The organism is Streptomyces sp. SID13031 (genome assembly GCF_010548305.1).
In the GTDB taxonomy this organism is placed as follows: domain Bacteria; phylum Actinomycetota; class Actinomycetes; order Propionibacteriales; family Kribbellaceae; genus Kribbella.
This window is the reverse complement of sequence record NZ_JAAGLV010000023.1, coordinates 43,945-67,682: the sequence shown is the minus strand read 5'-3', so window position 1 is coordinate 67,682 and position 23,738 is coordinate 43,945. Positions and strand designations below refer to the sequence as shown.

Genomic DNA, 23,738 nt, shown 5'->3' with positions numbered 1-23,738 from the left:
CTTACTGTTGGAAGGTGCTTCCCCTCCACGCCGGACCAGGCGACCAGATCGAGCCGTTCACCGCGGGCAGGCTGCTGACCGCCTGGACCTTCGAACCGGTGCTACTCAGCGTGATCGTGGTCGTCGGAGCCCTTTATCTGTACGGCGTCCACCGGCTCAAGGCGCGCGGTGACAAGTGGTCGCGGGGCCGGACCTTCGCCTTCGTCGGACTCGGCCTGGGCAGCGCCGTGATCGCCACCCAGTCGGCGCTCGGCACCTACGACACGGTGCTGATCAGCGTTCACATGGCTCAGCACATGATCTTGTCGATGCTCACGCCGCTCGCGATGGCGCTCGGCGCGCCGGTGACGCTTGCCCTGCGCACCCTTCCGCAGCGGCCGCGTGGCTGGTTGCTCTCCGTATTGCATTCGGGCGTCGCCAAGGTGCTCTGCTTCCCCCTGGTGGGCTTCACACTGTTCGTCCTGAGCCCCTGGGCGCTCTACTTCAGCGGCTGGTACGACGCGACGCTGCGGTCGACCGGGTTGCACGACCTGCTGCACGTCCACTTCATCGTTGTCGGTTCGTTGTTCTTCTGGCCGCTGCTCGGCCTGGATCCGGTGCCCGGCCGGGTGATCTACCCGTTCCGGTTGATGCTGACCTTCCTGACGCTGCCGTTCCACGCGTTCCTGGGGATCACGATCATGTCGGCGAACAGGCTGATCGCGGAGGACTGGTACACGAGCTTCGGCCGCTCCTGGCCGCCGTCACCGCTGCGTGACCAGTACATCGCGGGCGGTCTGCTCTGGGGGTCCGGCGACATCGTCGGGCTGATCTTCTTCGGCGTCCTGTTCGTCCAGTGGGTGCGCCAGTCACAGCGCGAGGCCAAGCGTGAGGACCGCCGCCTGGACCGGTTGGAGGAACAGGCGCGCAGAGCCGGACAGGGTCCCCGGTAGCATTCGCCGTGTTGTCCGCATGTCCACTCGTCACAGACACAGCTTGGGATGAATCGATGAGTTCAGAGCGTCCGCTGAAGGTGCTGGTCTACAGCGACGACCGCACCACGCGGGAGTCCGTCCGGCTGTCCCTGGGCAAGCGGCCTGCCGCTGATCTGCCCGAGATCGAGTACTTCGAGTGCGCGACCGAGCCCGCCGTGATCAAGCTGATGGACCAGGGCGGCATCGACCTGGCCATCCTCGACGGCGAGTCCGTACCGGCCGGTGGGCTGGGGATCGCCCGTCAGCTCAAGGACGAGATCTTCCAGTGCCCGCCGGTGCTGGTACTGATCGGCCGCCCGCAGGACGCGTGGTTGGCGACCTGGTCGCGCGCCGAGGCGGCCGTTTCGCACCCGATCGACCCGGTCCGGCTCGCCGAGGCGACTGCCGACCTGCTCCGGCAGCGGGTCGCCAAGCTGCCCGCGACCACCTGATTCCGGCGCTGTGTCCGCCCCGCTGGATTCCCCCGCCGGTACTACGCCTGGCGGGCGTGCGCTGACCTGGCCGCAGGTGCTCAACCCGCTGCTCAGGCATGAGGATCTCGACGCCGGCGCGACCGCCTGGGCGATGGAGCAGATCCTGTCTGGCTCGGCGTCTCCCGCCCAGCTCGCGGGCTTCGTGATCGCCCTGCGCTCCAAGGGCGAGACGGTGGCCGAGGTCGAGGGCCTGGTCGCCACCATGCGCGAGTTCGCGACCCGGATCGAAGTACCGGGCCGGACGCTCGACGTCGTCGGTACCGGTGGTGATCAGGCGCACACTGTGAACATCTCCACGATGTCGGCGATCGTCGCGGCCGGCGCCGGGGCGAAGGTGCTCAAACACGGCAACCGGGCCGCGTCCTCCGCGTGTGGTTCCGCTGATGTGCTGGAGGAGTTGGGGATCCCGCTCGATCTCACAGCCGCGCAGGTCGAGGCAGTGGGCGAGAAGGCGGGGATCACGTTCTGCTTCGCCTCCGCGTTCCACCCGGCGCTTCGGCACGCCGCGGTACCTCGTCGTGAGCTCGGGGTGCCGACCACGTTCAACCTGCTCGGGCCGCTGGCCAACCCGGGCGACCCGTCGGCGCTGGCTGTCGGCGTGGCGGACGCGCGGGTTGCCGGGCTGATGGCCGGAGTACTGGCACGGCGGGGGATCGACGCGCTGGTCTTCCATGGCGATGACGGGCTCGACGAGCTGACCACGCGGACTACGTCGCAGGTATGGACGGTCGGGCGTGGGGTGGTCGAGGGACCGGAGTCGCTGGATCCGCGGGAGCTCGGGATCGCGCCGGCGCCGGTCGAGGCATTGCGGGGTGCGGACGCGGCGTACAACGCGAAGGTCGCCCGGGCGCTGCTGGATGGCGAGACGGGCCCGGTGCGCGACGTCGTCCTGCTGAACGCCGGTGCGGCGCTGGCCGCGCACGAGGGAAGTACCGGTCCGTTGGTCGCGCGGATCCGCACCGGGATGGACCGGGCGGCCGAGGCGATCGACTCCGGCGAGGCGAAGAACGTGCTGGATCGCTGGATCGCTGCTTGTGCCGAGGTTCGCTCTTAGGGCTTCGTTGCCTTGGACTTGGTGCTCGCCTCTCCTCTGGAGAGGCGAGCACGCTTGCGTCAGCGGACGATCTTGATCTCCTGGACCTTGGCGCGCCAGATCGTGATCCAGTCCGGCGTACTGCCGGCGATGTCCGCGACCACGAAGTCGGCGGTGCCGTCGCCGCGGTCGATGACGGCGGCCATCACGTTGGAGTAGGTCTCCTTCAGCTTCGGCACCTTCACCTCGACCTTGATGGTCAACTCATGGCCGGGATGCCCGTCGACCGTGATCGGCGTGTGGGTGGCCTTGCCGATGAGCTTCACGTTCGGGTCGTACAGCTCGACGATCGCCGCGGTGGCCGCCTGGATCGTGGCAGCCTTCAGCCCGGCCGGGGTGTTCGTGTACTCGATCTTCGGATCGAGCCCGCCGAAGGCGACATAGTTGCCCCAGCGCGCCCTCGCGCCGTCGTACTTGTCGTGCACGGTGAACCAGGTCGCCGCACCACCGAGCAGCCCGATCGTCTGCCCGCTCCCGTTGTCCACCCAGGCAGAACTCATCAACGGCATCGTGTCGTTGTTGAAGGCAACGATGTTCGACCCGAGCACCCGCCCCTCCGGCGGAGGCGGCGTCGTCGGAATCGCCGACGGACTGATAGTCGCCAGCGGCGTCGAACCAGCCGACGGCAACGCCACCGGCGTCACCGCGTCAGCCTTATCCCAAACCCAACGAACACCAACCCCCGCAACCACCAACGCCCCAACCACCAACCCCACAGCCCCCACCAACCGCCCCTGCCGCCCCCCACCACGCCCGGGCCCAACCACATCCACAACCCCATACCCCTCATCGCCGGACGCCCCCACACCAACCGGCACCGCCCGACCCACCTGCACCGGCGAACCAGCTTGCACTGGCGGACCCGCCTGCACTGGCGAACCAGCCTGTACCGGCGAACCGGCCTGCACTGGCGAACCGGCCTGCCCTTGCTGTCGAGGCTGCCCCTGCGGTCCCATCCGCCCTTGCAGCCCAGCCTGCGCCTGCTGCCCGGGCACCCCATAAGCCCCCGGCTGACCTCCGTACCCATACGACGCCGACTGCCCCGGCCGCCCCACAGGCCCACCCGCCCCCGCCTGCGCCCACGACCCCACCTGGCCTTGCAAACCAGCCCGCCCCTGCGGCGCAGCCTGGCCTTGCGAACCAGCGTGGCCCTGCGGTCCGGCCTGGTCCTGCGAACCAGCCTGGCCATGCGTGCCCGGACCGGACTGTGCGGCCTGCGGTCCCGGCGGGTATTGCCGACCGAAGCCACCCCACGCGTCCTGCGATGCCGACGGCCCCGCACCGCCTGCCGGTTGCCCAGGCTGGTGCTGCACACCTTGCGTCCCTGGCGGCACAGCGCCGCCCGGAACCGGCCCAGGCCTCTGTGTTCCCGGCACGGCACCGCCCGGAGCTTGCCCAGGTCGGTATGGCGAACTCTGAGATCCCGGTCCCGGTCCGTACTGCGATCTCGGGCCCTGCTGCGTGTCCTGTGGTCGTGAAGGCGGAGCGCCGCCTGCCGCCTGCGTCGGCTGTGGCGGCACGGGACCTGCGGGCTGGGTCCACTGCGGCTGTTGGCCACGCTGAGGAGCTTGCTGAACTCCTGGTCCTGGCGCAGGTCCTGGCGGCTGCTGGCGCATTGCACCCTGCTCAGGCAACGACCTCTGCCCACGATCACCCTGCTGCCGTGCGCCGTCTCGCGGTCCGCCCAATTGTGGGGTGCCTGCGTGGGGTCCGCCGGGTTGTGGGGCGCCGGTGTGAGGCCCACTGGGCTGTGCGGCGCTGCTTGGGGGGCCGCTGCGTTGTGGGGTAGTGCCCTGGGGAGTGGGGCTCTCTGGTGGGCGGGTGTGAGGGGCCGCCTCGTCCTGCGCACCCTGGGCGGGCGTTGGCTGTAGGCCCGCCTGGGGGCGTTGAGGTTGCCCGGGGGCCGTCTGGGGCTGGCCGGTGCGTGAGGGCGGTCCAGCAGACGGGCCGGGCGTAGTACGTGCTGGTGCTGGTGCTGGTGCTGGTGTGCGGCGTGGCTGCGGAGGTGGTGGTGCGGGGGCGCGCGACTGGCCGAGCAATGGGTCTGAGGCATCCAAACCGCCACCAGACGGCAGCGCCGCCGATCCGGCGTGTACCGCCGGTCCGGCCTGCGTCGGATGCCCGGCCGGAGTCGATGATTCCGAGGCAGCGGACGGTGATGGCTGGAGGCCCGCAGGGGAGGGTGGTTCTGATGGCGTCGGCGGGTGGGGGGCCGCTCCGGTTGGTGCAGGCGGTGCCGGAGGTGTGGGGCGTAGCTCTTCCGGGGCGCCTGCGGGGGGATTGGGGGTGAACCAGTCGTCTGCGGGAGGTGCGGTGCGGTCGGTTGGGGGTGGGGGCGGGGCGCTGTGGCGGGCTGGGGGGCGGGGGGTTTCGTTTTCAGCCAACGTTGATTCCCTTGTAGACCTGGCTCTCGGCCGTCCTCAGATCCGGCCGGTTGATCGGGATGTCACTGACGTAGGCGACCGCGGTGCCGTCGCCCAGGTCGAACACTGCGACAGTCAGCACCAGCACCGAGGTGACCTTGGGCGACTTCGCCGTGACGGTCTCCTGGAAGTACCAGCCTGCCTTGTCCGAACGCTCGATCGCGCCGTTGCGCAGCGCCTTGTAGCTGACCGGGATGTTGCCGTAGTTCCAGGTGTGCACCTGCCCGAGCAGTACTGCCGCCGTCGCCTTCGGGTCGCCGTTGAACGGGGTTTTGTTGCCGAGGGCGCCGACGAACATGTCCGCGTACCAGTCGTTGCTGCCGTCGAAGTCCTTCTGCAGGGTCACGTACTGACCACTGGAGTTCACCAGTTGCGGTATCAGTCGTTTGCGGTCGGACCAGCCGTTGGCCTGGCGCGGGAAGGAGATCGCGTCCGAGCTGATCCGGTTGCCCTCGTGGAGCTTCGAGTCCTTGGACTGGCCCGGCGTCGTGCCGGGCGTGCCGGCGGGGGTCGAGGCGCTGCCGGTCGGCTGCGGGCTGGAGGAGTTGGTCGGGTCGGCGGTGTTCTTGTCGCCCTGTTTGGTGATGAGCAGGATCGCCACCACGATCAGGATCACGAGCGCAATGCTGCCGCCGATGATCAGCGGCATCCTGTTCACCCCGCCACCGCCACCGCCGTTGCCGTCCTTGCGCGTCCCGCCGCCTGGCTGGTCGCCGCCCGGGCCGCCGCCACCCGGCCACGGCGAGTTCTCACCCGTCTGTTGCCCGGTGGAGGCCCACGGACCTGCCTGTTGCCCGGCTACCTGAGCGCTGCCCCACTGGTCAGTACTCGCCTGCTGCGCGGCAGAACTACCCCACTGCCCCGCGTCAGCCTCTTGTGCTCCGCCCGTGCCCCAACCATCCCCGCTGGCCGGCTGCGGGCCAGACGCGCCCCACCCCTCAGCACCGGCTTGCTGCGTACTGGACGCACCCCAACCCTCAGCACCTGCTTGGTGCGTGCCGGACGCCTCCCAGCCCCCAGCACCACTCTGCTGCGCACCGGAGCCGCCCCACCCGCCGACTCCCGCCTGCTGCGTACCAGCCGCACCCGCGCCCTCTACCTGCGGCGCGCTGGACGTGCCCCAGTTGTTGGCCCCCGCTTGCTGGGTACCGGCCGCGTCAGTGCCCTCGCTGCCAGTCTGCTGCCCGCTGGCGGAACCCCAACCCGCGGCGCCGCTCTGCTGCGCCCCGGACTCGCCCCAGCCTCCAGCACCCGCCTGCTGCGTGCCGGACGCATCGGCGCCCTGAGCACCGCCCTGCTGCGTACTGGGCGAGCCCCAAGCGCTGGTGCCTGTCTGCCAGCTACCGGAGGCGTCTGCGTTCTCAGCGCCCGTCTGGTCTGGGCTGGAGGTGCCCCAGGGGCTGGTGCTGGTCTGTTGGTCGGCAGTGGTGTGCGGTGAGGTGACTTCTTCGTCTGGCGTCACCGAAGGATCGGAGCCGCTCTGGGATGCGCCCGCTGTCGGCCCGTGGGTCGAAGCAGCCAGGTCGTCGCCGGTCGCCCACGGGTTGGTGGGCGCCTTGTTGCTAGCCGTCTGCCCGGTCTGCGACCAACCGGTAGCTGCAGCCTGAGGCTCCTGACCCCAACCGCCCGCGGCCGCGCTCTCGGCCTGCGTGCCCGTCGACTGTCCCCAACCGCCATCAGCAGGAGGAGTATCCGAGCCGCTCTCCTGCCCCCAGGTGTTGACCTGGGTGACCTCCGAGTCGCTCTCCTGCCCCCAGCTGGTGTCGGCGGGCGTGGAGTTGGGCTGCTGGGCCCGGCTGTTGTCGGCTGGTGTGGGCTCGGGTTGCCGGCCCCAGGGGCCTGGTGCGGTGTCGGGCTGGTTGCCCCAGGCGTTGGTGGGTTGGGGTGCCGAGGTGGTGATCTCTTGGGTGGTGTCGGCGTCGGGAGCCGGTGATGGGTTCTTCGGGGTCGGTGCCACGGTGGGTGGCTCGGTCCAGTTCGTCGTCGACCAGGACTCGATCTCCGGCTCGGGGTCCGGCGCCTGCACAGTACTGGTCGAGTTGGGCGCGAGCTTCAGCGTCCAACCGGTCTGCGGGGCGGGCTCGGGTTCGGGCTCATGCTCCGGTTCGGGCTCCGGGCCGACTGGCTGCGCGTTCTCCGGTACCGGGCGCTGGGTCCAGTGACCCGCGGCGGCCGATACCGCGGTGGGCGCCATCCAGGTCGACTTGGCCTTCTCAGCCGGACTCAGCTCCGCCGTCGAGGCCGGCACCGAGCTTGACCCAGCTGACGCCGAAGTAGAACTCGGGGCCGCCGACTCAGTCGGCGCAGACGCGGGACTCGAAGCCGCCGACGCCGCGGAGGCGGGCGTGGAGCTTGACGCGGGCGTGGAGGTTGGCAGCGGGGAGGATGTTGAAGGTGTCACCACCGGTGAGGAGGTGGCGGCGGTTGGGGCAGTGGATGCGGGAGTCAGGTCGCCAGGGTTGGCGCGGTCGCTGGCTGCTTGCGACGCACCGCCGGTCGCATCCGAGGTGCCGGACGCAGCGGTCTCCGGTGCGCTACCGGCGGCGTCGGCCGGGTCCTGGTCGGGGTCTTCCTTTTCGGTTTTGTTGGTCCATTGCGTCCCGTTCCACCAGCGGATGGTGTCGGGCTGTCCGGTGGGGTCCGGATACCAGCCGGCGGGAGGGTTGCTCATGCGTTCACCGTAACTTCAGCGCGTGTCAGTCAGACCGGGGGAATTCCGCCTCAGAAGCCCTGTTCCTCACCCAGGCTGAAGGCCGCTTCCAGGTCGTGCGTCGAGTACGCGCGGAAGGCGATGTGCGTCTCCGTGCTCAGTACGCCGGGCACCCGGTTGACGTGGTCGGGGATGACGGAGGCGAGGTCGTCGTGGTGGGCGACCCGGATCATCGCGATCAGGTCGAGCCCGCCGGTCACCGAGTACACCTCGCTGACGCCGGCGATCGCGGCCACCTGCTCGGCGACCTCTGGGATGCGTGCGACGTCGGCCTTGATGAACACGATCGCGGTGACCATGTCGTCCTCTCCTCGAAACCAGCCCCCTACCGCGCTGAAGCATAGTTGCCGCAGCTCCGGGCCGATCCTCACCCAGGCGCCGGACAGGCGTGACGACCGGTCAGATCTTGGGGAAGCGTGGAGCCGCCAGCACGCGATAGTTGTACGTCTGCCCGCCGGCGTGGTCGATCAGCACCCGGAACCCCGCCTCCCGGAGCACCTCGCACAGCGCCCGGACGATGATCTCCGAGGCGTTGACCACATACGAGAACAGGCCGCTCGTCACATCCTGGGTCAGCACCTTCTCGACGTACTCCGGACTGCTGGTCACCGGCGGATCCCAGTCGAGGGTGACCCCGAACGGCTCGACCGTGTTGACCCAGATGTGCGCGCCGGGCGGCAGGCCGCGCGGATCCCCACCCGGTACGACGGCCGCCGGGAACCCCATCCGGTCCAGCTCGCGCCGTACCTCCTCGGCCAGTTTCCGCCAACTGTCGATCGCCTCCTGCGGCGCCCGGTACACGGGTCCGTCGTGGAGATGCGAGGCCGTGAAGAACTGGAACGGGTCAGTCACAGGGGCAACTCTGCCTGAGAACCGGTCGATTCAGCACTCGTCTCAATCTAGACGCCGATGAGTTGGTCGCCCAGGGCGCTGCGGCGGTAGAGGAGGTAGCGGCCGTCGCGGGCGCGGGTGACGAGATTGGTTGCGTGGAGCACCTGAAGGTGCTGGGAGACCGCGCTCGGCGTGACGTCGAGCCGGCGGGCGAGCTCGATCGTCGGCAACGGTTCGTCGAGCATCCTCAACAGCACGGCGCGGGGTTGGCCGAGCAGAGCGGTCAACGCGGTGGGTCCGGTGCGCGTGGTGGCGGTGTTCAGGGTCGCCACGCCGCGACTGGGATAGGCGAGCCAGGGGGACTCGTCCGGGCTCAACGGTGGTACCGGTTTGTAGGCGAAGATCGACGGGACCAGCAGCAGACCGCGCCCGGACGCGGAGACATCGTGCTTGCCGAGCATCTGGTCGATGCGCAGTACGCCGTCCTGCCACTGCACGTTCGGATGGAGATCGGCGAAGAGCATCCGCGCGCCCCCGATCGCGAGCTGACGAGCCCGGTACGTCGTATCGCCCTCGAGCACGAGTCGCAGCTTGGGCCAGAGCGGGGCGATCGCGATCTCCCAGTACGCCCGGAGCAGCTCGCAGATCTCGTTGACCAGGCGTTCGACTCGCGCGTCGTTGGCCGACCGGACGGCGGCCAGGGCAACCGGCAGGCGACGGCCTTCGTGCGTGGCGAGCAGATCACGCCGGACCAGGTCGGTCGGGGTCGCCCGCACGACCTCGAGTTGCTCCTCGAAGGAGGCGGCGAAGGTGGTCGGCCGGGGAGTGAGGAAGTCCGGCAAGGCGAGCGTGTCGCCCACCAACGACAGCAACAGCTCGGTGTCGAGCGCCCCCAACTCGCCGACGACCGTCCGCCGCCACGGCAGATGCAAAGCGAGCAGCCCGGGATCCCGCAGTACCCAAAGGCTGAACAACGCCTCCTGCACCGGCGAGATCGCAAACCGCATATCCGCCAGATCCTCGACCCCCAACTCGAACCGGATCACCATCCCGACCACCTCCTAGGCCAACAGGAGAACTGCAGGCGGTCGCCGCGTAGAGGAGGCACGGGTGAGGGCTGAGAACGCTGGATGAGGTCACCCCCTCAGCGGGGGACGGCGCCGAGAGGCCGCATTCGGCGGCGGCGTTCGCTGGGGTGGTGGTGGGCTTCGGAGTGCGAGTTGTCGAGGCGGGCGATGTGGCGGCCGGCGCCGCTGATCGGGCAGGTCCAGGTGCCGTCCATCTCGACCAGGCGGATGCCGGGGGAGTCGAGCCAGCGCAGTACGAGCTCGATCTCCTCCGGCGAGGCGGACGCGACCGGGCCGATGCCCGGCAGGACCGTCTCGGCCGAGGCGCGCAGCATGTCCAGGTACTTCCGGGGATCCGTGCCCCGCGGGCTGATCCCCGCCGCGGCCAGCCGGCCCCGGCGGATCACGTGCAGCTCCCAGCCGCCGTCCTCGGTCCGCTTCGCCGCGCAGATCTCGGCGCATCCCGTGACGGATGCCATCCGCTGCATCTTCGCGCTGCTCCGGACGAAGGCGCTCAACCGATCGCGCTGCACCGCGGCGTCCTCGAACCGCTCATCCGCCGACAGCACATCGATGCGCTGATCCATCGCGGCCACCACCGGCGCCGGATCGTCCGTCAGCGCCGCCCGCAAACCCGCCACGAGGAATCCGTACGACTCCGGCGAGATCCGCCCGTCGCAAGGCGCCACGCACCGGCCCATCTCGACCAGCACGCACGGCGAACCCTGCGGCGAGCGCGACATCCGATCCGTGCACTGGCGGATCGGGAACGCCTCGTGCAGCGCCGCCATCGCTCGCTCGGCCGTCTTGCGAGAGCTGAACGGGCCGAGGTAGCCCGCGTCGTCGTCGCGCACCTGCTTCACCAGCGACAACCGGGGGAACGGCTCGACCGTCACCTTCAGCCAGTGCTGCCGCTCGGGGAACTTGGAGCGCCGGTTGTACCGAGGTTTGTGCTCGGCGATCAGCCGCAACTCGCGCACCTCGGCCTCGAGCGCAGTACCGCACTCGATCCCGCGCACGCCGCTCGCGATCCCGATCATCTCGCCGATCCGGGTCCGTTGCTCCGACGCGGTGAAGTACGACCGGACCCGGTTGCGCAGATCCTTCGACTTGCCGACGTACAGCACCTCGCCGCGATCATCGGTGAACAGGTAGACCCCGGGCGCGTGCGGCATCGACTCGGCCAGATGCCGCTTGGCGCGCACCTGCGGCGCCACCCGCGACGAGAACGTCTGCAGATCCTCCAGCGTTTGGACACCGAGCGATCCGACCCGCTCGAAAAGCCCGTGCAGTACGTCGACCGTGGCACGCGCGTCCAACAGGGCGCGGTGGTTCGGCGTGATCGTTGCCCGGAACAACTTCGCGAGCGTGCCCAGCTTGCAGTTCGGCGTCTCGTCCGGGCTCAGCACCCGGCGGGCGAGCTGCGCGGTGTCGACGACGGCGAAGTCAGGCCAGTCGTAGCCGTGCACCTGCGTGTCGTGCTTCAGGAAGCCGACGTCGAAGGGCGCGTTGTGCGCGACCAGCACGGACCCCCGGGCGAACTCGAGAAACGCCGGCAGCACCGACTCGATCCGTGGCGACGAGGCAACCATCCCGTCGGTGATCCCGGTCAGTACGGCGATGAACGGCGGAATCGGCTCGGCCGGATTGACCAGCGACTGGAACTCGCCGACCAGCTCACCACCGCGAACCTTGACCGCGCCGATCTCGGTGATACCCGAGTCACCCGGCGCCCCACCGGTCGTCTCCAGGTCGACGACGCAGAACGTGACGTCGCGCAACGGCGTACCGAGGTCGTCGAAGCTCGGTTGGACGCCGCGGATCGGCGACCGCGGTCCGGACGCCGGGGCAACGGCGCGATCCGGCGGTGGGCTGCTCATGCCGACGACGCTAGAAGCCGCCACCGACAATTCCGTCCCGGGACACGCGCTTCGGTGCACCGTCAACCACAAACAGCGTGGCTGACGGGGCCGAACCGACTACGCTGCAGGTATGCGTAAACAAGCGATCACCGCGATTCCGGGCCGCGCGCCCGGTCGTTGTGGTCTGCGTCACTGGCTGTGCCAGGGGGCCGTTCCGACCGGACTGCGGACCGGTGGCTGAGGCAGGCACCGCCGCGAGCTCCGCTGCCTCCACCTTGCCCGAACCCGTTCGGCAACGGGTTCTCAACCTGGCCGCCCAGGCGTTGGGGCAGTTGCCCGCGACAGACATCCCACCCCCGCTGCGACGGTTCGCCAGTTTCGCACCCGGCAAGCGCGCGAAGCTGTCGGCATCCGTGCTCGGCCCGATCCTTGCGACCGACGAGCACTTCCGCAAGCTGGTCGCCTTCGAGGTACGCCGGGAGCATCCCGAGCTCGGTGACGCCGTCGCCGACGGGCTCGTAGTACCGGCCGCGGAGCCGACCGAGGTCGCTGCGCTCGCGTATCTCCTCAGGCCGGACGACTGGGAGCAGCGGGTCGCCGATGCGGCCCAAGCGCCGCCGGAGAAGCCGGGCATCGACGAGGACGCTGTCGGCCGCCTGCACGCCCAGCTCGACCAGGCCCGCACCGAGACCCGTCAGGTGCGCGAGCGCCTGCGTGAGCAGGTCACCGAGCTGAAGGCCGAGAACGTCACCCTGCGCCGCAAGCTGAACGAAGCACGCCAGCGGATCACCGGCCTGCAGACCGATCTCGAGCTGCGCACGACCGAGGCGGCGACCGCCGACCAACGGGTCGACGCGGCCCGCGCCGAGGTCGAGCGCGAGGTGCGCAAGCTCCGCGCTCGCATCACCGAGCTCGAGGCCGTCGAACACGCGGCCCGCCGTACTGCGGGACAGGAACGCGAACTGGCCTCGACCAGAACCCGCCTGCTGCTGGACACCTTGGTCGAAGCAGCGGGAGGACTCCGTCGCGAGCTGACGCTGCCGCCCGGGGGAGATCTCCGCCCCGCCGACACCGTCGCCGGCGTCGAGCCCTCGACCGCGCCCGTCGGCCGTACTGCGCCGGCCGACGATCCGACGCTCTTCGACGAACTGCTCGCCCTGCCGCAGGTGCATCTGATCATCGACGGCTACAACGTCACCAAGACCGCCTGGCCGAACACTCCGCTGCACTCCCAGCGCCAGCGCCTCGTCACGGCGCTCGGTGCGTTGGTGGCGCAGCGGCGGATCGAGGTCACGGTGGTCTTCGACGGCGCTGAGCTGTCCGGCCCGGTCCAGCTCAACCCGCCGCGCGGGGTCCGCGTCCGGTTCAGCCCGGCCGGCGTGATCGCCGACGAGGTGATCCGCCAACTGGTCCGCGCCGAGCCGCCGGGCCGTCCGATCGTCGTCGTCTCGACCGACCGTGAAGTTGCCGAGAGCACCGTCACCATGGGCGCCCGCGCGCTGTCCGCGACCACCCTGATCAACCGGATAGCCCGCGGCTGACACCCTGGGTGACCAGCGGTCTGCAGAAAACTGTCGGTGGGGGTCTCTAGCGTCCTTTTCAGCCGGATGCAAGTCCGGGTGCTTCCCCCCATTGAAACGGTACTTTGGAGGACGTTGTGCTGATCGACTGCGACGCATGTGTGATGAGAGGTCCCGGCTGCCGGGACTGCGTTGTCAGCGTAGTGCTCGGCATGCCACCCGAGCAGAGCTCCCTACGCATCGACGACGAGGAGCTGGCCGCCCTCGACGTGCTGGCCCGATCCGGCCTGGTCCCACCCCTCCGGCTGGTGCACGCCGTCAGTAGTGTCGAGCCAAACACTGCTGGGGAAGGCGAAACGGCGGCCGACGCGGTCTGAAAGCGTGGCTGCAAGGGCTTTCCCGACGTTAAGTTTGGATCAAACCAGAGGGGCGAATTGCACCGGTCACGAATCGGTTACTACTGTTACCTCTCGTTGCCTCACAGTGTCGGTCGACCAGGCCGAACGGGCAGCAAAGATCCAGCCGAGGGGTGACCGACCGGTCGTAGCCGACCAGGTGGGTTGACGGGGACGGCGTCGAGCAGAGGAAGGGACCGACCGGGCTGTGTCCATCGGCCGCACGAATCGCTTCAAGGGAATTGCCCTCGCCGCCATCACCTCCACCGCCGTCGTAGCCGGAGTGATCTTCATCCAGGGAGCGGCGGACGCTGATCCGAAACCGACCCTGGCGCAGGCGAAGGCCCAGGTCGCCGATCTTCAGACCAAGGCCGCGACCGCCGGTGAGGCCGCGAACGACCTTCGGGGCCAGATCTCTGCCTCGCAGATCCGGGTGAAGGCGCTGCAGGCCGGGATCGCCAAGCAGCAGCTCCAGGTCGATTCGGTGAAGCGGCAGATCGGTTCGCTCGCGGTGGCCGGCTACCAGACGTCCGGGATGACGACGACGGCGCAGTTGCTGCTGTCGACGAACCCCGACCAGTTCCTCAGCCAGGCCTCCACCGCGCAGGCGTTCGCCGGCCAGCAGAACTCGGCGCTCCGCCGGTTCCAGACCGCCCAGGGCAAGCTCACCGATCTGCAGGCCAGCGAGCAGAGCGAGCTCGCCGCGCTCCAGGCCGTCCAGGGCCAGCAGAAGACCCTGACGAACCAGCTGCAGGCGAACCTTGACGCCGCCGAGAAGGTGCTGGGCAAGCTCAGCGACTCCGAGCGCGCCCGGATCAAGGCGGAGAACGAGCAGGAAGAGGAGAAGGCCCGCGACGCGCGTCCGACCCGCGACGGCGACCGGACCTCCGAAGACCCCGACGACAACGTGCCGGTACCGCCGAACGGCCGCGCCGGTGTCGCGGTCGCGGCCGCGATGAACCAGCAGGGCGACAGCTACGTCTGGGGTGCCAGCGGTCCGAGCCAGTTCGACTGTTCCGGTCTGACCATGTATGCGTGGGGCAAGGCCGGCGTCTCGCTGTCGCACTCGTCCAAGGCGCAGTACGGCGAGGGCCGGAAGGTCAGCCGCGCGGATCTGCGTCCCGGCGATCTGGTCTTCTACGGCAGCCCGTCGATCCACCACGTCGGGATGTACATCGGCAACGGCCGGATGGTGCACGCACCGAACCCGGGCAAGCCGGTCAAGACCGACGACCTCGACTACATGAGCGGCTACGTCGGCGCGGTGCGCCCGGGCTGACAGCCCCAAGACATGCACAAACGGCTCCGGGGGATCAACGCCCCCGGAGCCGCCTCGTTGTTCACCCCGCCCCCGCCCATGTTTGACTGTCTCTGGAGGACACCGAGGTGACTCCTCTGACTGGGGCAGACGAGCAGCGAGGGGCCGAGGTGGTCGACAGGCACGACGGCGCGCTGCCCCCTGCCGACGATGGGCAGCGAGTTCCGCCGTCCGAGCAGACGACGATCTCCATCCCGGCGCAGCATGCCGTGGGCGACGGAGGGCAGCGGCCTCCGCTGCTCCGGGCCGCTGGCACCTGGACGTCCGCGCACGGGCCGATCGTCAAGAAGGTCGCGCTCGGCGTCGCCGTCTGCCTGGTCGGCGTAGCCGGGTTCGCCGGGCTCCGCAAGATCGCCGACGCGCCCGCCGATCCTGGTGCGCAGAGCAACAACGTGCAGACCCCGGACTCCACCCCGGACGAAGCGGCCGAGGGAGTACGCCGGGCCGCCGCGGGCCAGGCCGTCCTGCAGAAGATGGCCGACGCGATCGAGGAGGAGCGCAAGAGCAGCTTCCTCGACACGCTCGACCCGAAGGCGAAGACCTTCGACGAGCAGGCCCGGACGATCTACAGCAACCTCGGCAAGTTGCCGCTGGCCACTTTCCAGCTGCGCTACGTCAGCGACGACACCGGCGCGCTGCCACCGGACCGGCAGAGCGAGCTCGGTGGCACGGAGTCGTGGCTGGCCCAGGTCGAGGTGTCCTGGCAACTGACCGGGTACGACGCCAAGCCGGCCCGGGAGACCCTGCCCGTCACGTTCGTCACCCGCGACGGTACGACGTACGCGGCATCGTTCAGCGAGCGCTTCGTGGCCGGTCAGCGGCGGCCGATCTGGGCGCTCGGCGGGATCGAGGTCGCCAAGGGGGAGCACAGTCTGGTGATCAGCCTCGACTCGCAGGCCAACGCGGACGACTACGCGACCGTGACGGATCGCGCGGTCGAGTCGGTGACCAAGGTCTGGGGCAAGAACTGGAAGCAGAAGGCGGTCATCTACCTGCCGGCCAAGCAGGCCGACATGGAGTTCGTCCTCGGCGCCCAGCCGGGCACCTACACCCAGATCGCCGCGGTCACGATGGCTGAGCTGGACTCTCCGCTGACCGGCGCACCGACCCGGATCGTCGCCAACCCGAAGCTGTTCGACGAGCTCGGCAAACAGGGCCGCCGGATCGTACTGACCCACGAGACGACCCACGTCGCCTCGACCGCTACCGCCTCGCCGGTACCGTTGTGGCTGGCCGAGGGTTTCGCCGACTACGTCGCCTTCACCGCCGTGTCCGTCCAGGACGAATCGGCGGCGAAGGAGCTGTTCAAGGCGGTCCGGGCCGGCAAGGTGCCGAAGTCGCTGCCCACCCCGGAGGCGTTCGCCGCCTCGTCGGCCGATCTGCCCCAGGCCTACGAGTCGGGCTGGCTGGCCTGCCGGCTGATCAGCGAGCGGGAGGGGCAAGCCAAGTTGGTCAAGTTCTACCGGGCCGTGCACGCGTCGAAGAGCCCGACCGGACTGGCGGATGCCTTCCGGACCGTGCTCGGGACGACCGAGCAGGAGTTCACGGCCGACTGGCAGAAGTACCTGAAGAGGCTCGCCGGTGTCTGAGCGAGCCGCCAGGCTTGCCCCGGTCGGCGCCGCCCTGGTGCTCGCCGCCGCCCTCGTCGTCGTGATCGTCACCACGACGCCGTGGCACCTGATCGACCTGCCGAAGCCGGACGCCGCGCTCGACTTCACGACGGCCGAGATCGACCGCCAGCAACAGTTCCGGCACGAGTTGTTGCCCTGGTCAACGACGTCCTGGGTGCTCTCGCTGCTGGTCCCGCTGGCGATCGGCTTCAGCCCGCTCGGCCGCCGCCTGTACTCCGTGACGCGGATCCGCCGCTGGTACCTGGCCGTTCCGGTGGTCGTCCTCGCGCTCGGCCTGCTGGCCAGCGTGATCACGCTGCCGACGGACGTGCTGGCCGAGCGGGTGACCCGGAAGTACGGGCTGTCCACCGAGGCCTGGGATTTGTGGCTGCGTGACCGGCTGGTCAACTGGTTGCTGATGTCCCTCGCTTTGGTTGCCATCAGCCTCGGTTTGGTTGCCTTGGCCAAGCGCTGGAAGAGCTGGTGGTGGGCGCCGGCGGCGATCGCCGGTGCGGTCCTGGTGCTGGGGGTCTCGTTCGCCTACCCGGTGCTGGTCGAGCCACGGTTCAACGACTTCACCTCGATGCCGGCGGGTCCGCAGCGGGACGAGTTCATGGAGCTCGCGCGTCAGGACGGCGTACCGGTCAAGGATGTGCTCGTCGCTGATGCGTCCAAGCGGACGACGACGCTCAATGCCTATGTGTCGGGCTTCGGGTCGACGCGACGGCTGGTCGTCTACGACACGCTGCTGAAGGATGCGACGCCGGCCCAGGTCCGGCTGGTGGTCGCGCACGAGCTCGGCCACGCCGCCGAGGACGACGTCCTGCACGGCACTTTGATCGGCGCGCTCGGCTCGGCCTTCGCTGTGGTCCTGCTGCGGTTGTTGCTCGGGGCCCGGATGTCCGATCCACGGCGTACCGCGTTGCTGCTGGCCCTGATCGTCGCCGGTACGACGCTCGCGTCACCGGTGCAGAACCTGGTCAGCCGCAAGATCGAGGCCCGCGCGGACTACCACTCGCTGCGGTTGACCAACGATCCGGCGGACTTCGTCGAGATGCAGCACGAGCTGTCGGTGCGCAACATCTCCGGCCTGGAGCCGAGCCGCTGGCGGTACTGGCTGTTCGCCAACCACCCGACGCCGCCGGAGCGGATCGCGATGGGGCGGGCCTGGGCTGCGGAGCACGGCCAGACAGTTCCACCGCTGGCCCAGAAGTGACGGTACCAATTCTGACCCCACCCCACCGCCCCGGTCAGGTGCTGGTCGTCACCAACGACTTCCCGCCGCGGCAGGGTGGGATCGAGACGTTCGTCCGCTCGTTGTGCGACGAGCTGCCCGACGTGGTGGTGTTCACGTCGCGGATGCCGGGCGCCGCGGAGTACGACGCGGCGCTTGGATTCTCGGTGGTCCGGGATCGGACGGCGATGTTGTTGCCGACGCCACGCGTCACGCGGAGCGCAGTACAGGTGATGCGGGAGTATGGCGCCGATCGGGTCGTGTTCGGGGCGGCGGCTCCGCTCGGTTTGATGGGCGCGACCCTGCGCAGGGCGGGCGCGCGGCGGATCGTTGCGCTGACTCACGGGCATGAGACGTGGTGGGCCGGTACGCCGGGAGCGCGCCAAGCGCTGAGGCGCATCGGTGACGCCGCCGACACGATGACCTCGGTCTCGGCGTGGTGCCAGGAGCAGATCGCGCCGGCGCTCTCGACGGAGGCGGCCGACCGGATGCGGCGGCTGACGCCCGGCGTCGACACCTCGAGGTTCTTCCCGGATTGCGGGGGAGAGCAGATACGCAAGGGGCTCGGGCTCGAAGACGTGCCGGTGGTCGCGTGCGTTTCGCGATTGGTGGCGCGCAAGGGGCAGGACACCCTGATCCAGGCCTGGCCGCGGGTGCTCGCCGCCGTACCGGAGGCCATCTTGCTGCTCGTCGGCGGCGGTCCTGACCGTGATCGCCTGGAGAGCCTGGCCAGGCAAACCGGCGTCGCCCACGCCGTACGCTTCACCGGCGCAGTCCCGTGGGAAGACATCCCGCCGTACGTCGACGCCGCCGACGTCTTCGCCATGCCCTGCAGAACAAGGCGTTTCGGCCTCGAACCAGAAGCCCTCGGCATCGTCACCCTGGAAGCCTCCGCCACCGGCAAGCCAGTCATCGTCGGCGACTCGGGCGGAGCCGCCGACACGGTGAAACACGGCGAGACCGGCTACTTGGTCGACCCGTACAACCCGGTCGCCACCGCCGTCCACCTCACCGAACTACTCACCAACCCAGCGAAGGCGCAAGCAATGGGCGAGGCCGGCCGAGAGTGGGTACAAGCCGAGTGGACCTGGTCCCGCTCAGGCCAACTCCTCCGCGACCTCCTAGACCTCCGCTGACCCTCCCGCCCCGCCTCGCCCCGTCTCGCTCCCACCCCGTCTCGCTCCCGCCCCGCCTCGCCCTCGCTTCCGCCCCATCTCGCCTCGCCCCAGCCCGCCGACGTCTGAGGGGTTAACCCCCCAGACGGCGGGTTGCCTAGCCAGAATCTCGCGGGGCAACCCACCAACTGGGGGGGGTAACCCCTCAGACGTCGGCGGGCTGGGGCGGGCCGGGCTGGGACGAGTCGGGGCGGGCCGGGGCGGGGCGAGCTGGGGCGGGGCGGCTGGGGCGGGGGTGGATGGGGCGGGGGTGGATGGGGCTGGGCGGGTGGTGACGATCATGTAGGGTTGGTGGCATGCATCCGATGTTCAGTGTCGTAGCAGCCGTACGAGCTTCGTGCTCTCCGGCTGCCGCTGCCTGACATCTTCTTCACACCCACCGGCGACCGGAAACGGTTCGCCGGTTTTTTGTTGTCCGGCCTCCCTTTCTGGTCAGTTCACTGCAAAGGACCTACCGCGATGACCATCGACCAGACCTTCATCGACTTCTTCACCCGGCGCGGGCACATCCCCACCACGGGATCCTCGCTCATCCCGCGACCCGGCGACCCGGTGTTGTTCACGACCTCGGGGATGCATCCGCTGACGCCATATCTGGAAGGCGATCCCCATCCACTGGGTCGCCGGCTCGTCGGCGTGCAGCGATGTCTGCGCACGACCGACCTCGACGAGGTGGGCGACCCGACCCATCTGACGGTGTTCGAGATGCTCGGCTCTTGGTCGTTCGGCGACTACGGCACCGAGCAGACCCTGCGCTGGGGCTACGAACTGCTCACCGAGGGCTTCGGTATCGACCCCGGCCGGCTGCACGTGACCGTCTTCGGCGGCGACGACCAGGTCCCCCTGGATCAGGAATCCCAGCGAACCTGGCAGGACCTCGGCCTGCCGATCGAGCTGACCACCGACGACAACTGGTGGTCGAACGGCCCGACCGGACCGTGCGGCCCCGACTCGGAGATCTTCGTCTGGACCGGCGACGGTGACCCCGAGGGCACCCCGACCACCGACGACCGCTGGGTCGAGGTCTGGAACCACGTGATGATGCGCTACCGCCGCCTCGACGACAGCTCACTCGAGCCGCTGCAGCAGGAGAATATCGATACCGGCCTCGGCCTCGAGCGGCTGACCATGCTGCTGGAGGGCAAGAAGTCGGTCTTCGAGACCGAACTCTTCGAGCCCTGGCGGCGGATCGTCCCCGAGCTGTGGAAGCTCGACGAGGAGGACGAGCGGATCGTCATCGACCACCTCCGCTCGAGCATGGTGATCATCGGCGATGGCGTGCACCCGTCCAACACCGGCCGCGGCTACGTGCTGCGCCGGCTGATCCGCCGCGTGCTCACGCTGCTCTGGCGCTCCGACGACACCCGGACGCTGTCCGACCTGCCGATGGAGCTGTTCGAGCACACCAGCGAGCACTTCCACCAGGGCGAGGTCCTCACCCTGGTCCGCCGGATCCTGATCGACGAGGAGATCCGGTTCAGCAACCTGCTCGACCGCGGCCGGGTGATCCTCAGCCACGAGCGGTTCCACAAGACGCTCGACGACAGCGACTTCGAGTACCTGCACGAGACCCACGGCCTCCCACGCGACCTGGTTCTCCAATTAGTGGGGTGACGTCCAAAGTGCGAGCTCCGAGGCTCGCGGGCTCTCCACCAGCCGCGAGGGGAGGCCGAACGTCATCACCGGCCGGGCGGTTGCGTTGTACGCCGACCAGCTCGGCCGGCCCGTCGTGACGAAAGCCACCCAGGCCGCGTGCATCCGGTCAGCCAGCTCCTGCGGCGGCTCGTCGCCGTACAGGGGTGACGTCGCCGTCGCGAGCGTGTCGAACACGAACGGCAGCTCCAGTGCATGACAGGCCCCGAGCCCTTCCAGCGGGGACTTCCAGTCGAACTCGTACAGGTACGCCGTCGCGTGCACCCGCTGCGCAGCGGCGAGCTGAAGTGTCGGCAACGTGAAGAAGGCATCGCCCACGATGTCGCCGAAGACCTCACCCGGCGACAGACCGGGCCGGCTTGCGACGTACGCCGCGACGATCGCCGGATCGACACCCTGGCGCCCGAGCAGCACTGGCAAGGCCTCGGCTGTGATGGCCGCGGCCATTCCCGAAGGGATCGAGAAGAGCCGCATCTCCTCTGTCGTGACGCCGGTCAGCAGATCGATCCCCGCGGCGGCACCGCCCACGATCGCGTCGATCGGCCGCTCGTGGATCAGCTCACCGTCGATGACCGGGAAGAACGGCATGATCCCGCCGCCCGCACTGACCACGGTCGCACCCCACCGCGCCGGATCCGGGTTCTGCCGCAGCTCCAACGCGACCACCCGTTGCACCGCGAGCAGCTCCTCGATCGCCACCGAGGCGAACCCGGCCACCGACGACTCCACGCCCAGCCGCTTCGCCACCTCGGCAGTGATCACGGCGCCGTCGGCGGCTAGCGCCGTGGCCGTTGCCGAACCGCTCTGCACGATCGCGCGGTGAAATAAGCCTTGCGTGGAAGGGATGGACATCAACGTGGCGACGCTCATCCCGCCCGCCGACTGGCCGGCGATAGTGACCTGCTCCGGATCTCCGCCGAACGCCACGATGTTCTCCTGTACCCAGCGCAGCGCGGCGATCTGGTCGAGCAGCCCACGGTTGCTGGGTGCGTCCGCGATGACGCCGAAGCCCTGGACGCCGAGCCGGTAGTTGACGCTCACCAGGACAACGCCGTCACGCGCGAACGCGGTTCCGTCGTACCCGGGGGTCGCGTTGGACCCGTTGCGGAACGCGCCACCGGGCAGCCAGACGAGCACCGGCAGCCCGGATCCGCCCGGCGTCCACACGTTGAGGTTGAGGAAGTCCGGCCCCGAGGTCAGCGGGTTCGTCAGCAGGACGTCGTACGGCGGCTCGTACGGTGGCTGCGGAGCCGTCGACCCGAGAGCCGTCGCGTCTCGTACGCCGTCCCACGCCGGTACGGGCTCGGGAGCCTGGAAGGCTTTGGGTCCGACCGGATCAGCGGCGTACGGGATGCCTAGGTAGGCAGTGATCCCGTCAGCGGTCGTTCCCCGAAGCTGCCCCGACGATGTCACCGCGATGGAGTCCATAGAGGTCATCATCCACCGGGATGGGGACCTCCGGCGGTGTGACTTTGCCGACCGACGACTGCGCGACGAACGCGCCCAGCAACACGATGACCCCACCGATGATCTGGTTGGTCTCGAGCTTCTCGTTCAGCAGCAGCAACGCGAACAGGCTCGCCGCCACCACCTCGATATAGGCAACAGCCCCACCGATCGCCGCGGACAGTCGCTGTACCGCGGCCGCGCCGGCCAGATAGGCGACCACCGTGCTGATCACGATCAACCAGGTCGCGAACACCCAGCCCGGCGCGGATCGGTGGCCGATCGCGATCGTGTCGGTCAGCGTGTGCCACGGGACCGCCCAGGGCGCGGAGATCGCGGTCAGCAGGATCGCGCCGACGACGCTGCCGGCCGCCGTCATCACCAGTGGATCCGCGACGCCGGTGAGCTTGTCGATCAGGATGAAGTACGTCGCCTGGCAGGCCGCGGCGCCCAGACCGCAGAGCAGGCCGATCAGGTCGAGCTGCAGGCCGGCCCAGATCTCGACCACGATGGCGAGGCCGGCCAGCGCGATCACGACGCCGAGCGCGGCCGACCTCGGCACGGCCACCTTGCGGCCGAACTTCAGCCAGCCGACGACGAGCACCGGGCCGGAGAACTCGAGCAGGATCGCGATCCCGACCGGCAGCCGGCTGGCGGCGATGAAGAACAGCGTCTGGCAACCGGCGATCCCGGTCAGGCCGTAGAGCACCAGTTGCGGCCAGGAGGCCCGCACGGCGCGCAGTCCGACGCGGCCGCGGAAGATCAGTACCAGCGGGACGAGGAGCACGGCGGAGCCGAGAATCCGCAGCCAGGCTGCCTGTTGGGGCGACATCCCGGCCTCGATCAGCGCCTTCGCGAAAGGCCCCGACCCGCCGAAAGTGAGCGCCGAGAACACAGCGAACCCCAGCCCGACGGACTTGGTCCGTGCTGCGTTCTGGGCAGCGTCCTGCGCCATCCCCATCCCACCTCCGACCCTTGCTTCCCAGCCTCCCCGGTCGGGAGCCTGTACATGGGCATAACCCTTTCACACTCATTACATGAGAGTCGAGGGGGTAGTCGTCAGCTGGACAGGCCGGGGACAGCGGGGGACAAGACGAGGACAACGGGTGACGACTTGTAGAGAGCTGGGGGGCACACCTGACAGGTCAGAGCACGTTGACGGCGCGCGCGGCGACGACCGCGATCGTGAGCAGCGCCATCGCGGACTGGATCCCCATCAGGGTCTTCACCCGCGCGGTGAGCGGCATCGTGTCGGTCGGGCTGAACGCGGTGGAGGCCGTGAACGCGACGAAGAGGTAGTCGGTGAAACCGGGCAGCCAGCGCTCCCAGCCGGGGAGATCCACCGTCATCTGCGGGAAGAGCAGATCGGCCCGTTCTTCCTCGTGCTCGTGCTCGGGCATCCGCGCGAACGGCCCGCCCCGGTCGATCTCCCAGTACCAGAGCGCGAAGGCGACCACGTTCGTCACCCAGATCAGCAGCGCGGCCTTCACCAGCACCTCGCCGTCCACGGTGTCCCCGGAGGCGAGCAGGACGATCAGGCTGGTCAGGTAGATCGCGTTGACCGCGACCAGTACGGCCAGCAGCGCGAGCTCGACCCACCGCAGCCAGGCCTCGTCCCGGCGCAGGTGGAACGGGTTCGTCCAGATCAGCGGGACCAGCAGCGCCGCCCCGATCGCGGGCATGATCCAGCGCGGCGCCTCCAGCACCTGCGCCGGTACTGCGAGCTGCAGCCCGAGCGCGACGATCACCGCCAGCGAGGCCGGCCACCGCCGGGTATGACGATTGTTGGACGCCGCCGCCTTGGGGATCTTGCTCACCCGAGCATTCTCACTCACCACCTGCCCAGAACTCGACGGCCTAGCCGATCGACGCGTCGACGACGGCTTGGCCGACCTGCTGGCCAGACGGGCCCTGACCTATCAAGCCCGCGGTCGCGTAGACCGGCGAGCTGGGA

19 protein-coding genes are annotated in these 23,738 nt (G+C 69.3%); 10 read left to right on the top strand and 9 right to left on the bottom strand.

What is annotated here, in order from left to right; genetic code table 11:
* Window positions 1-14 precede the first annotated feature (14 nt).
* The 3 genes from G3I17_RS34275 to trpD are packed head-to-tail and all read left to right on the top strand — an operon-like array spanning window position 15 to window position 2,501.
* Window positions 15-932 (top strand): cytochrome c oxidase assembly protein, encoded by a 918-nt coding sequence (locus tag G3I17_RS34275; RefSeq protein ID WP_164602536.1) that lies wholly within the window; start codon window positions 15-17, stop codon window positions 930-932.
* A gap of 56 nt (window positions 933-988) precedes the next feature.
* Window positions 989-1,405 carry a hypothetical protein gene (locus tag G3I17_RS34270; protein ID WP_164602534.1) on the top strand — a complete coding sequence of 139 codons (417 nt, stop codon included), beginning with the start codon at window positions 989-991 and terminating at the stop codon, window positions 1,403-1,405.
* 10 nt (window positions 1,406-1,415) lie between these two features.
* Window positions 1,416-2,501, top strand: a complete 1,086-nt coding sequence (trpD, locus tag G3I17_RS34265; protein WP_164602532.1) for an anthranilate phosphoribosyltransferase — start codon at window positions 1,416-1,418, stop codon at window positions 2,499-2,501.
* A gap of 59 nt (window positions 2,502-2,560) precedes the next feature.
* On the opposite strand, the gene G3I17_RS34260 is transcribed toward trpD, so the two are convergent.
* The 6 genes from G3I17_RS34260 to G3I17_RS34235 all read right to left on the bottom strand — a co-directional run bounded on the left by G3I17_RS34260 (window position 2,561) and on the right by G3I17_RS34235 (window position 11,451).
* Window positions 2,561-3,184: a hypothetical protein gene (locus tag G3I17_RS34260; RefSeq protein WP_203591155.1), complete on the bottom strand. Its 624-nt coding sequence runs from the start codon at window positions 3,182-3,184 to the stop codon at window positions 2,561-2,563.
* Window positions 3,185-4,916: 1,732 nt separating this feature from the next.
* Window positions 4,917-7,634 carry a DUF2510 domain-containing protein gene (locus G3I17_RS34255; protein WP_164602528.1) on the bottom strand — a complete coding sequence of 906 codons (2,718 nt, stop codon included), beginning with the start codon at window positions 7,632-7,634 and terminating at the stop codon, window positions 4,917-4,919.
* A 50-nt stretch (window positions 7,635-7,684) separates the two neighbouring features.
* Window positions 7,685-7,972 carry an Lrp/AsnC ligand binding domain-containing protein gene (locus tag G3I17_RS34250; protein ID WP_164602526.1) on the bottom strand — a complete coding sequence of 96 codons (288 nt, stop codon included), beginning with the start codon at window positions 7,970-7,972 and terminating at the stop codon, window positions 7,685-7,687.
* 100 nt (window positions 7,973-8,072) lie between these two features.
* A complete protein-coding gene (locus tag G3I17_RS34245) occupies window positions 8,073-8,525 on the bottom strand; it encodes a hypothetical protein (protein WP_164602524.1) in 453 nt (150 codons plus the stop codon).
* A gap of 47 nt (window positions 8,526-8,572) precedes the next feature.
* The gene (locus G3I17_RS34240; protein WP_203591154.1) at window positions 8,573-9,553 is read right to left on the bottom strand and encodes a helix-turn-helix domain-containing protein; all 981 of its coding nucleotides are present in this window, start codon (window positions 9,551-9,553) and stop codon (window positions 8,573-8,575) included.
* A gap of 95 nt (window positions 9,554-9,648) precedes the next feature.
* Window positions 9,649-11,451 carry a DEDD exonuclease domain-containing protein gene (locus tag G3I17_RS34235; protein WP_164602522.1) on the bottom strand — a complete coding sequence of 601 codons (1,803 nt, stop codon included), beginning with the start codon at window positions 11,449-11,451 and terminating at the stop codon, window positions 9,649-9,651.
* Window positions 11,452-11,666: 215 nt separating this feature from the next.
* Here G3I17_RS34235 and G3I17_RS42360 point away from each other — a divergent pair, with 215 nt between their 5' ends.
* The 7 genes from G3I17_RS42360 (at window position 11,667) to G3I17_RS34200 (ending at window position 20,299) form a co-directional block, all read left to right on the top strand.
* Window positions 11,667-12,974 (top strand): NYN domain-containing protein, encoded by a 1,308-nt coding sequence (locus G3I17_RS42360; RefSeq protein WP_164602520.1) that lies wholly within the window; start codon window positions 11,667-11,669, stop codon window positions 12,972-12,974.
* 191 nt (window positions 12,975-13,165) lie between these two features.
* The gene (locus tag G3I17_RS34225; protein WP_203591177.1) at window positions 13,166-13,330 is read left to right on the top strand and encodes a hypothetical protein; all 165 of its coding nucleotides are present in this window, start codon (window positions 13,166-13,168) and stop codon (window positions 13,328-13,330) included.
* A 226-nt stretch (window positions 13,331-13,556) separates the two neighbouring features.
* Window positions 13,557-14,627 (top strand): C40 family peptidase, encoded by a 1,071-nt coding sequence (locus G3I17_RS42355; RefSeq protein ID WP_164602516.1) that lies wholly within the window; start codon window positions 13,557-13,559, stop codon window positions 14,625-14,627.
* A gap of 107 nt (window positions 14,628-14,734) precedes the next feature.
* Window positions 14,735-16,255, top strand: coding sequence for a hypothetical protein (locus tag G3I17_RS34215; protein ID WP_164602514.1), 1,521 nt, complete (start codon window positions 14,735-14,737; stop codon window positions 16,253-16,255).
* Window positions 16,248-17,492: a M48 family metallopeptidase gene (locus G3I17_RS34210; RefSeq protein ID WP_164602512.1), complete on the top strand. Its 1,245-nt coding sequence runs from the start codon at window positions 16,248-16,250 to the stop codon at window positions 17,490-17,492. The genes G3I17_RS34215 and G3I17_RS34210 overlap by 8 nt, the downstream gene beginning before the upstream one ends.
* Window positions 17,489-18,646: a glycosyltransferase family 4 protein gene (locus G3I17_RS34205; RefSeq protein WP_343238519.1), complete on the top strand. Its 1,158-nt coding sequence runs from the start codon at window positions 17,489-17,491 to the stop codon at window positions 18,644-18,646. Before G3I17_RS34210 ends, G3I17_RS34205 begins: the two co-directional genes overlap by 4 nt.
* Window positions 18,647-19,144: 498 nt before the next feature.
* Complete coding sequence (locus G3I17_RS34200) at window positions 19,145-20,299, top strand: alanine--tRNA ligase-related protein (protein WP_164602510.1); 1,155 nt, start codon at window positions 19,145-19,147, stop codon at window positions 20,297-20,299.
* Here G3I17_RS34200 and G3I17_RS34195 read toward each other — a convergent pair.
* The 3 genes from G3I17_RS34195 to G3I17_RS34185 all read right to left on the bottom strand — a co-directional run bounded on the left by G3I17_RS34195 (window position 20,288) and on the right by G3I17_RS34185 (window position 23,601).
* Window positions 20,288-21,766 (bottom strand): carboxylesterase family protein, encoded by a 1,479-nt coding sequence (locus G3I17_RS34195; RefSeq protein ID WP_164602507.1) that lies wholly within the window; start codon window positions 21,764-21,766, stop codon window positions 20,288-20,290. The two genes, G3I17_RS34200 and G3I17_RS34195, sit on opposite strands and share 12 nt — an antisense overlap.
* Complete coding sequence (locus tag G3I17_RS34190; RefSeq protein WP_164602505.1) at window positions 21,714-22,739, bottom strand: EamA family transporter; 1,026 nt, start codon at window positions 22,737-22,739, stop codon at window positions 21,714-21,716. The genes G3I17_RS34195 and G3I17_RS34190 overlap by 53 nt, the downstream gene beginning before the upstream one ends.
* 190 nt (window positions 22,740-22,929) lie before the next feature.
* Window positions 22,930-23,601, bottom strand: a complete 672-nt coding sequence (locus G3I17_RS34185; protein ID WP_164602503.1) for a DUF1345 domain-containing protein — start codon at window positions 23,599-23,601, stop codon at window positions 22,930-22,932.
* Window positions 23,602-23,738: the final 137 nt, after the last annotated feature.